Origin of the sequence: Thioclava sp. UBA3469 (genome assembly GCF_002378135.1) — a bacterium.
In the GTDB taxonomy this organism is placed as follows: domain Bacteria; phylum Pseudomonadota; class Alphaproteobacteria; order Rhodobacterales; family Rhodobacteraceae; genus Thioclava; species Thioclava sediminum.
In genome coordinates this window covers 22,953-31,151 of sequence record NZ_DFRG01000006.1, presented here as the reverse complement: position 1 = coordinate 31,151, position 8,199 = coordinate 22,953, and the positions used below count along the sequence as shown (strand labels likewise).

The following is an 8,199-nucleotide window of genomic DNA, read 5'->3' as shown; positions in this document are numbered from 1 at the left end:
CTGTCGATCATCGGCACGCCGCCCGTCGACCGCCTGTCGATCCGCACCTACGTGTCGGAGTTCGATCCCGTCACCATCCGCGAGGCGCTGCTGCGCGAGCATTACCGGGGCGGGCAGAGCTTCTATGTCGTGCCGCGGATTTCCGATCTTCCCGAAATTGAGGAATTTCTGCAAACCCACGTGCCCGAGGTGAAATATCTCGTGGCGCATGGCCAGATGGCCGCGGGCGAACTCGATGACCGGATGAACGCGTTTTACGATGGTAAATACGACGTGCTGCTGGCGACGACGATCGTCGAAAGCGGCCTCGATATTCCGACCGCGAACACGATGGTGATCCACCGCGCAGATATGTTCGGCCTCAGCCAGCTTTACCAGATCCGGGGCCGGGTGGGCCGCGCGAAGACTCGGGCCTATTGCTACCTGACGACGAAGCCGCGGATGCCGCTGACGCCGCAGGCGCAGAAACGGCTGCGTCTTTTGGGCTCGCTCGACAGCCTCGGGGCGGGGTTCAACCTTGCGAGCCAGGACCTCGACCTGCGCGGCGCGGGCAACCTTCTGGGCGAGGAACAGTCGGGGCATATCCGCGAGGTCGGCTACGAACTGTATCAGTCGATGCTGGAAGAGACGATCTCGAAGCTGAAATCGGGCGAGCTGACCGAGACGGCGGATGGCGACTGGTCGCCGCAGATCAATCTCGGGGTGCCCGTGATGATCCCCGACAGCTACATCCCCGATCTCGACGTGCGCCTAGGCCTCTATCGTCGCCTGTCGAGCCTAACCACCAAGGTCGAGCTGGAAGGCTTCGCAGCCGAGCTGATCGATCGCTTTGGCGAGCTTCCGAAAGAGGTCAACACGCTGCTTCTGGTCGTCCGTATCAAGGCGATGTGCAAACGCGCGATGATCGCCAAACTCGACGCCGGTCCGAAAGGCGCGACGGTCCAGTTCCACAACGACAAATTCCCGAACCCGCAGGGTCTCGTGGAATTCCTGACTGCGCAGCGCGATCTGGCCAAGGTGAAGGACAACAAGCTGGTCATTCGCCGCGATTGGAAGAACGACAAGGACAAGATCAAGGGCGCCTTCGCGATTGCCCGCGATCTCGCCGAGAAGGTTATCGAGGCGAAGAAGGCGAAGGCCTGAGCGGCTCCGCGCGGAACATAACCTGTCCGCGCGGCAGCATCCTCTCGTCGCGGGTGAGGCTCCAGCCTGAGGCGTCCGCCATTGCGTAGAGGGCCGCTTCCGAGAGGTGATAGGGCGCTCGGGCGGCATGGGTGACGACGCCGTCCTTCTGGCGGTGACTGGTCGCCTCGTCAGGCGCGAGGAACACCGTCAGCAGCACGCACTCCAGTTGAGGAAAGCGCCGCAACCCATTGAGACAGCGTGCAATTGCGTCGCTCTCAAGATGCGGGAATACGCCGAAGGCGATGGCATGGGTGATCGTGTCGGACACACCCGCGAAGGTGAAATCCGCATCCTCCACCAGCTGCACAGGATCGAGACGCTCGCGGGCATCCAGCTCCGCCGCATAGCCCGCCAGCATCAGAGCGCGCGAGGCATCCGTACCCCAGTAATGGCCCGGCTCCAGATAGGGCACCGCCTTGCAGCCAAGCCGCAACGCGCCCGCGCCGATATCGAGAAGCACATGATCGGGCCGCAACCCGTGATCCATGAGCGCCGCCATCTGCGCACGGCCCGTCTCGTCCCAGCGCCCGCCCACGATGTCGCGGTGGCGGCCCTTGGCGAGCGCCTCATCGTAGAACCCGGGGCGGGCATAGGGCGAGGACATCGGGAGCGACTCGGGACCGGGGAAAGATGCGCGGGTATGCGCCCTTTGCCCCCGTGCGTAAAGCCCCGTCAGTCGGTCTCCTGCGTCTTGCGGATCAGCCACCAGGCGAGGGTCGAACAGGTCAGCGTCGCGATCACCATCGGCAGCGCCGTGCCATTGAAGGACAGCCCTACGGGGGCTGCGATCACCACCGCGCCCACCGTCGAGATCGCGGCCACGATAGAGGCCGCCATGCCGGCGATATGGCCCATATGCTCCAGCGCCAGCGCGTTCAGGTTCCCGAAGGTCAGGCCCGCCATTGCGAAGACCGAGACCGAATAGACGAAGATGAACGGGAAGCCCGACGCGCCGTCGGTCAGCCCGCTAAGCACCAGCACCAGCATGACCGCCGAGATCGCCACCTGAGAGATATAGGTCCCCTTGACGATCTTGCGCATCCCCAGCCGCATCACGTAGCGCGCATTGAAGATCGTGGCGGTGCCCGCCATCAGCGCGCCAATGGCGAACCACATCGGGAAGGTGTCGGTCACGCCATGCGCCGCGTAAAGCTGTTGCGCGGTCGACAGCAGCGCGAACATCTGCCCGAAACCCAGCGTCATCGTCACGATATAGAGCCGCACATCGGAATGGGTGATCACCTCCAGCGCCGCAGCGCGCAGCTTCGACACGTTCAACGGGCGGCGATCCTCGGGGGCGAGCGTTTCCGGTTGCCGGATCATCAGCCAGCTCACGCCGACGCAGCCAAAGACCATGAAGGCCCAAAACACGCCGCGCCAGCCCGCAAACGCGATCACGAGCTGGCCGATCGACGGCGCCACGGCGGGCACGAGGATGAAGATCATCATGATGAAGGAGGTGATCTTCGCCATTTCGCGCCCGGCAAACAGATCGCGCACCAGCGCCATCACGGTGATCCGCGGCCCCGAGGCGCCGATCCCCTGCAGCACCCGCGCCGCCAGCAGCGCCTCGAGGCTCTGCGCGTGGGCGGCGACGAATGCCCCGACCATGTAGATCGCGATCCCGCCTGCGATGGTCTTGCGACGCCCGAGCGCATCCGAGATCGGCCCGGCAAACAGCGTGCCGACGCCCATGCCCAGCACGAAGGAGGTCAAAACCAACTGCGCGCGGTTGACCGCATCGGGGCTCAGTTCCTCCGCAATTTGCGGCAGGGCCGGCAGCATCCCGTCGATCGAGAAGGCGACCGTCGCGATCAGCGAGGCGAGCATGACCGTCAGTTCGGGCAGCGAAAGAGGCGTGCGCGCCCGGGGCGCGTCAGAGATCTGGGACATTCTGGGGGACTTTCCGAAAGTCGGATTTATTCGAAGCGCGAGCATAGGGAGCTGCGCCGATTTGGCCAGAGGGCCGGGCGCGCAGCCCCCTGTGCGCTCACGCGAGAGTGAACCTGGGGGCTACGCGCGCGGAACGTGGATCAGTGCTGCGTTGCGTCGGAGGGTGCGCCGGACAACTCGTCGATCACCTGCAGCCACAGCTCGGTCGGTTGTGCGCCGCTCACGAGATGCGCATTGGCGACAACGACCGAGGGCACCGCGTTGATCCCGCGCTCGCGCGCATGCGCCTCCTTGGCGACGATCGTGTCGATATCGGCATCCGAGGCCAGAAGGCGCTCCACCAGTCGCGGATCCATCTTCGCGGCCTCCGCCACCTCACACAGCACAGTCGAGTCACCGATATTGCGCCCGTCGCGCCAATGCGCGGCCAGCAGCCCTTCCATCACGTCCTCCTGACGCTCTTCCAGCCCAGCCCAATGGAGCAGGCGATGCGCGTTGCGGGTATTGGGCTGATGCGTGACGCGCTCGGGGTGGAAATCGTAGCCCTCGGCCTCGGCGATCTCGAGGAGCTGCACATGCATCTTCGCGGCCCCGTCCTGACCGAATTTCGCCTGCAGGTAATCGGCGCGCCCCATGCCCTCGGGCGGCATCGTCGGGTTCAGCTCGAACGGCTGCCAGGCGCGCTGAAACGGGGGGTTGGGACGTTGCGCCAAGGCCCGGTCGAGGCGCGCCTTGCCGATGAAGCACCACGGGCAAACGGGATCGGCGAAAATATCGAGCGTGATCATGAGGTGACCTCCTGTTGCAGCATGGCGCGGATCTCCGAGCGCAGCACCTTGCCGTTACGGTTGCGGGGCAGGGCGGCGATATGGGCGTAAAGGCGGGGCTGCTTGTAACGTGCAAGCCGCGCCTCTGCATGGGCGCGCAAACTGTCTTCTTCCACATCGCCCGTATAGGCGAGCGCGATGACGCTGGCATCGGCCTTCACCGCGATCTCGACGGCGGCCACATCGCCCGCGCCGGGGCAGTCATGCATGACCTCTTCGACCTCGATCGGGGAGACCCGGAAGCCGCCCGCGTTCATCATATCATAGCCGCGCCCGAGATAGGTGATCGCACCGTCTTCACCCATCGAGACCGTATCGCCGGTCACGAACCACGGGCCGACACGGCGCGCCGCCGTCTCCTCGGGGGCGTTCCAATAGCCCAGATAAAGCCCCGGATCGCTCTCGTGGATCGCAAGCTGACCCGGCTCGCCGCGCGGCACCGGTTGCCAATCCTCGCCCAGCACGGCGACATGGCGGCCCGCCTGCGGATAGCCGCAGGTGCCGGGCGGCGCGGGATGATCGGGACTGCCCGAGATGAAGGTCGAGCATTCCGACATGCCGAGCGCCTCATAGACCTTCGTGCCCGTCGCCGCGTTCCAGGCCATGCGCGTGGGCTCGGGCAGTGCCTCGCCCGCGCTCAGCCCATGGCGCAGCTTCGGCAGCGACAGCGTCTCGTGATGTTTCAGGATTTGCCGATAGACCCCCGGGGCAGCAGCGAAGATCGTCGCGTCGAACCGTTTGAGCAACAGGGGCAGGCTGCGCGGCTCCACCCCGTCCGCCGGGATCAGCGCGGTCGCGCCCAGCGTCCACGGATCCATCAACCCGGTCCCGAGCGTGTATGTCCAGTTGAAGGCGCCGGCATGCATCAGACGGTCGTCCGGCCCCATGCCATACCAGCCGCGATACATCATCTGCCGCGCCCAGATCGCACGATGCGCATGCATCACCGCGCGCGCCGAACCGCCCGTGCCGGAAGTAAAGATCATATAGGCGAGGCGGTTCGGATCGCCCATCGCGTAGTCGCAGGGCGCGGCGTCCTCGGCCTTGCGCAGAATTTCGGCAGGGATCACGCGCGCTGGATGATCGGGCAGGGCGATCCCGTCGCCCGCCACGACAGCCGCCGGATCGAGATCGGCGGCGAGCTTGGTGATCTCGGCCTCGGTCAGCTGCGCCGAGGTCGGCACCGGCACCAGACCGGCGGCGATGGCGCCAAGGAACGCGATGGGAAATTCCGGCCCGTTGCCCAGCCGCAGCATCACGCGGTCGCCGGGCGTGAGCCCTGTCTCCAACAGAAGAGACCCAGCACCGCGCACCGCCGCGATCAGCCGCCCATAGGACCAGCGCTGCGCGCCGGAAGGCTTCACGATCTGCATCGCCAGCTTGTCGGGCGTCGCGGACCCCGCCGCCAAAACATGTGCGGCCATGTTGAAGGCGCTTGGCGGGTCGGGGATCGGGTCTGTGCGGTAAACGGAATCCATGCAGCCTAGCTAGGACGCAGCACGCGCCCGAGCAAGCCCGAACGCGCCGACATCACTTTCGCTTCGCCTTGGCGAAAATATCCCGGGGAGCGGCGGAGCCGCGGGGCAGAGCCCCGTTCAACCTAGGTCATGCGCGCGACGCTCACTCTTCGTCGTCGTCGCCGAAGCGGGCGTCGTCGTCATATTCGTCTTCGCCCTCGCCGACATATTTCGCCGACAGCGCAATCGAATGACCGTCATGGGTCGGGTCCATGACCACGTCGGAGGGCAATTCGCCCCGCATCCAGTCGCGGATTTCGTCGCGCGCGTCGGCCGGTTCCTGTTCGGTCAGCTCGGCGATATACCGGATGAAGGCCTTCTGATCGCCGTCGATCTCGTCAAGTTCGGCCTCGTCGGCTTCGGGCCACTTGTCCACGATCGCCTCGTAAAATGCCGCCCAGTTTTCCTCGATATGGTGCCATTTCATCGCTTTTGATCCTTTTCTTCGCGGCTCGTCTCACGGGCGGCCCTATGTCTGAGAAAGGGACGCCCGGGGGGCTTTGCAAGGCACAAGGCAAAGATACCTCGCACGGTTCCATATCGTGATCAGTTCCGGGAGGTTACCTGAACCAGCCCTGCACCGAGCGCGCACCGCCCGAGATGTCGTCGCCCACGCCGGCCACCGTGTTGCAGCCCGCCAATGCCGCAGCGACTGCTGCCAGAAGGATGAGTTTTTTCATTGTCCTGCCTCTTGATACCACCAGACATCGGGTTGGAAACCCGGCCATGCCCCGTATAGCGGGGTCTTCTCAGGGTAGTGAAGCTGCTTGATATGGGCGATGCGGTCAACCGGGGCATACCAGATCGGGATGACATAGCGACCTGCAGTCAACACCCGGTCGAGCGCATGGGTCGCGGCGACGAAATCCTCGTGGCTTTTGGCGTCGAGCATGGCCTTGACCATCGCCTCGGCGGCGGGGGAGTTCATGCCCATCCAGTTGCGCGAGCCGGGCTCTTTCACGCCTTTCGAGCCCCAATAAAGGTTCTGCTCGTTACCGGGCGACAGCGACAGCGCGCGCCAGTACCACGCCATGTCGAAATCATAGGCATTGGTGCGCTGCGTATATTGCGCGTCATCGATCACGGTCACTTTCGGGAAGATCCCCAGCTTCTTGAGCGCCTCGGTATAAATATCGACGATACTCTGGGTCTCGGCCGCGCCTTGCTGCAGCACAATCTCGAAGGTGAAGGGCTTGCCGTCCTTCTTGAGCACGCCGTCGCTATCGACCTGCCAGCCCGCGTCTTCCAGCAGCTTCGCCGCGGCGCGCATGTTCTTGCGGTTGCGCACGCCGCCGTCGGAGGTGGGCAGCGTATAGCCGTCGATCGTACCGGGCGGCAGTTGATCAGCGAAAGGCTCCAGCAGGGCTTTCACTTTCCCTTCGGCGGGGCCGTGCTTCATTCCCAGCTCGGAATTCGAGAAATAGGAGGAAATCCGCGGCTCCGCGCCGCCATTGATGGTCTTGTTGATGAATTCGAAGTTGAACGCGTCAATCATCGCCTGACGCACCCGCCAATCCGCAAAGACCGGGTTACGGGTGTTCATCACCAGCCCCTTGATGCCCGAGGGACGCCCGTTCGGGATCTCGGATTTCACCACGTCGCCCGATTGCACAGCGGGGAAGTTGTAATTGCGGCCCCAGTCGGCAGCGTTCCATTCGGTATAGCTGTCGGTCTCGCCGCCCTTGAAGGCCTCGAACACGACGCCGCCATCGCCGAAATAGTCGTAGCGGATCGTGTCGAAATTGTTCCGGCCCTTGTTGAAGCCCAGATCCTTGCCCCAGTAATCGGGGTTGCGTTTCAGCTCGATGAATTTGCCGGGATCGACGCGGCCCACGACATAAGGCCCGGATCCGATCGGCGCCATGTTGGTGGTGGAGGCGAAGTTGTGCCCCTCCCACTGAGCTTTCTCCAGAACTGGGCGCATCCCCATGATCAGCGCCATTTCGCGGTCCTTCACCTCGGGTTTGAAGGTGATGCGGACCTTGCGCTCGCCGGTCTTCTCGATCTTCTCGACCTTGGACCATGCGTTCTGGTAGCGCGGATGACCTTCGGTCCCGAGCGTTTCATAGGACCAGATGACATCTGCGACCGTTACCGGATTGCCGTCGGAGAACTTCGCCTCGGGGCGCAGGGTGAACTCCACCCAGGTGCGATCAGGATCGGTCTCGACCGATTCGGCGAGAAGCCCGTAGAGCGTGAAAGGCTCGTCCATCGAGCGGCCCATCAGCGATTCGGCGACATAGCGGCTGATTCCCTCCGCCGGGCGCCCGTTCAGAATCCACGGGTTAAGCGAATCGAACATGCCGGCCACGCCAAATCTGATCTCGCCGCCCTTGGGCGCGTCGGGATTGGCATAGGGCAGGTGGGTAAAGCCGGTCGGAAGTGCAGGCTCTCCATACATTGCAATCGCAGGTTGTGGCTCCGCGGCAGCGATCCCTGTAAATACAGGGGCGAGCCCGAAAAGCGCCCCGCCGAGTAAATGGAAAAACACCGATCTCGTCATGTTAACAATCCCTGCCTTGCCTGCATTTATTGGCGCCAAGCTAGCGAGAGGTTTGAAACTGCGCAAACTTTTCCCTTGGAGAGCGGCGCAGGATTGCTTATAAGGGATGCACTGCTCGATAGGTTTCTTGCCTGTATGAAACCTGCCTCATGACTTGACGCCCGCCCTAGCGCGGGCGTCTTTTTTTACGTCATCCCCCAAGAAAACAAGGTCCTCACCGCGATATCACGCGGTATTGCGCTTGCAGCATGGCGTTCGCAGGCGCGGCACGGCA

At 63.9% G+C, this 8,199-nt stretch carries 8 protein-coding genes; 1 reads left to right on the top strand and 7 read right to left on the bottom strand.

Going from position 1 to position 8,199, the window contains the following annotated elements; all coding sequences use genetic code 11:
* The coding region (locus tag B3D39_RS00435; RefSeq protein ID WP_286789269.1) for a TRCF domain-containing protein at positions 1-1,143 on the top strand (1,143 nt) is incomplete at its 5' end.
* On the opposite strand, the gene B3D39_RS00430 is transcribed toward B3D39_RS00435, so the two are convergent.
* From B3D39_RS00430 to B3D39_RS00405, 7 genes are all read right to left on the bottom strand, one after another.
* Positions 1,115-1,789, bottom strand: a complete 675-nt coding sequence (locus tag B3D39_RS00430) for a class I SAM-dependent methyltransferase (protein ID WP_274962157.1) — start codon at positions 1,787-1,789, stop codon at positions 1,115-1,117. The genes B3D39_RS00435 and B3D39_RS00430 overlap by 29 nt on opposite strands.
* A 68-nt stretch (positions 1,790-1,857) precedes the next feature.
* Complete coding sequence (locus tag B3D39_RS00425; protein WP_274962156.1) at positions 1,858-3,078, bottom strand: multidrug effflux MFS transporter; 1,221 nt, start codon at positions 3,076-3,078, stop codon at positions 1,858-1,860.
* A 140-nt stretch (positions 3,079-3,218) separates the two neighbouring features.
* Positions 3,219-3,866, bottom strand: coding sequence for a DsbA family oxidoreductase (locus B3D39_RS00420; protein ID WP_286789268.1), 648 nt, complete (start codon positions 3,864-3,866; stop codon positions 3,219-3,221).
* On the bottom strand, positions 3,863-5,383 hold the full coding sequence (locus tag B3D39_RS00415; RefSeq protein ID WP_274962154.1) for a class I adenylate-forming enzyme family protein: 1,521 nt from the start codon (positions 5,381-5,383) through the stop codon (positions 3,863-3,865). Before B3D39_RS00415 ends, B3D39_RS00420 begins: the two co-directional genes overlap by 4 nt.
* 142 nt (positions 5,384-5,525) lie before the next feature.
* A complete protein-coding gene (locus B3D39_RS00410) occupies positions 5,526-5,849 on the bottom strand; it encodes a hypothetical protein (RefSeq protein WP_078520654.1) in 324 nt (107 codons plus the stop codon).
* Positions 5,850-5,982: 133 nt separating this feature from the next.
* Positions 5,983-6,102, bottom strand: a complete 120-nt coding sequence (locus B3D39_RS20630) for a lipoprotein (RefSeq protein WP_338113616.1) — start codon at positions 6,100-6,102, stop codon at positions 5,983-5,985.
* Positions 6,099-7,925 carry an extracellular solute-binding protein gene (locus B3D39_RS00405; protein WP_274962153.1) on the bottom strand — a complete coding sequence of 609 codons (1,827 nt, stop codon included), beginning with the start codon at positions 7,923-7,925 and terminating at the stop codon, positions 6,099-6,101. The genes B3D39_RS20630 and B3D39_RS00405 overlap by 4 nt, the downstream gene beginning before the upstream one ends.
* Between the last annotated feature and the right edge of the window lie 274 nt (positions 7,926-8,199).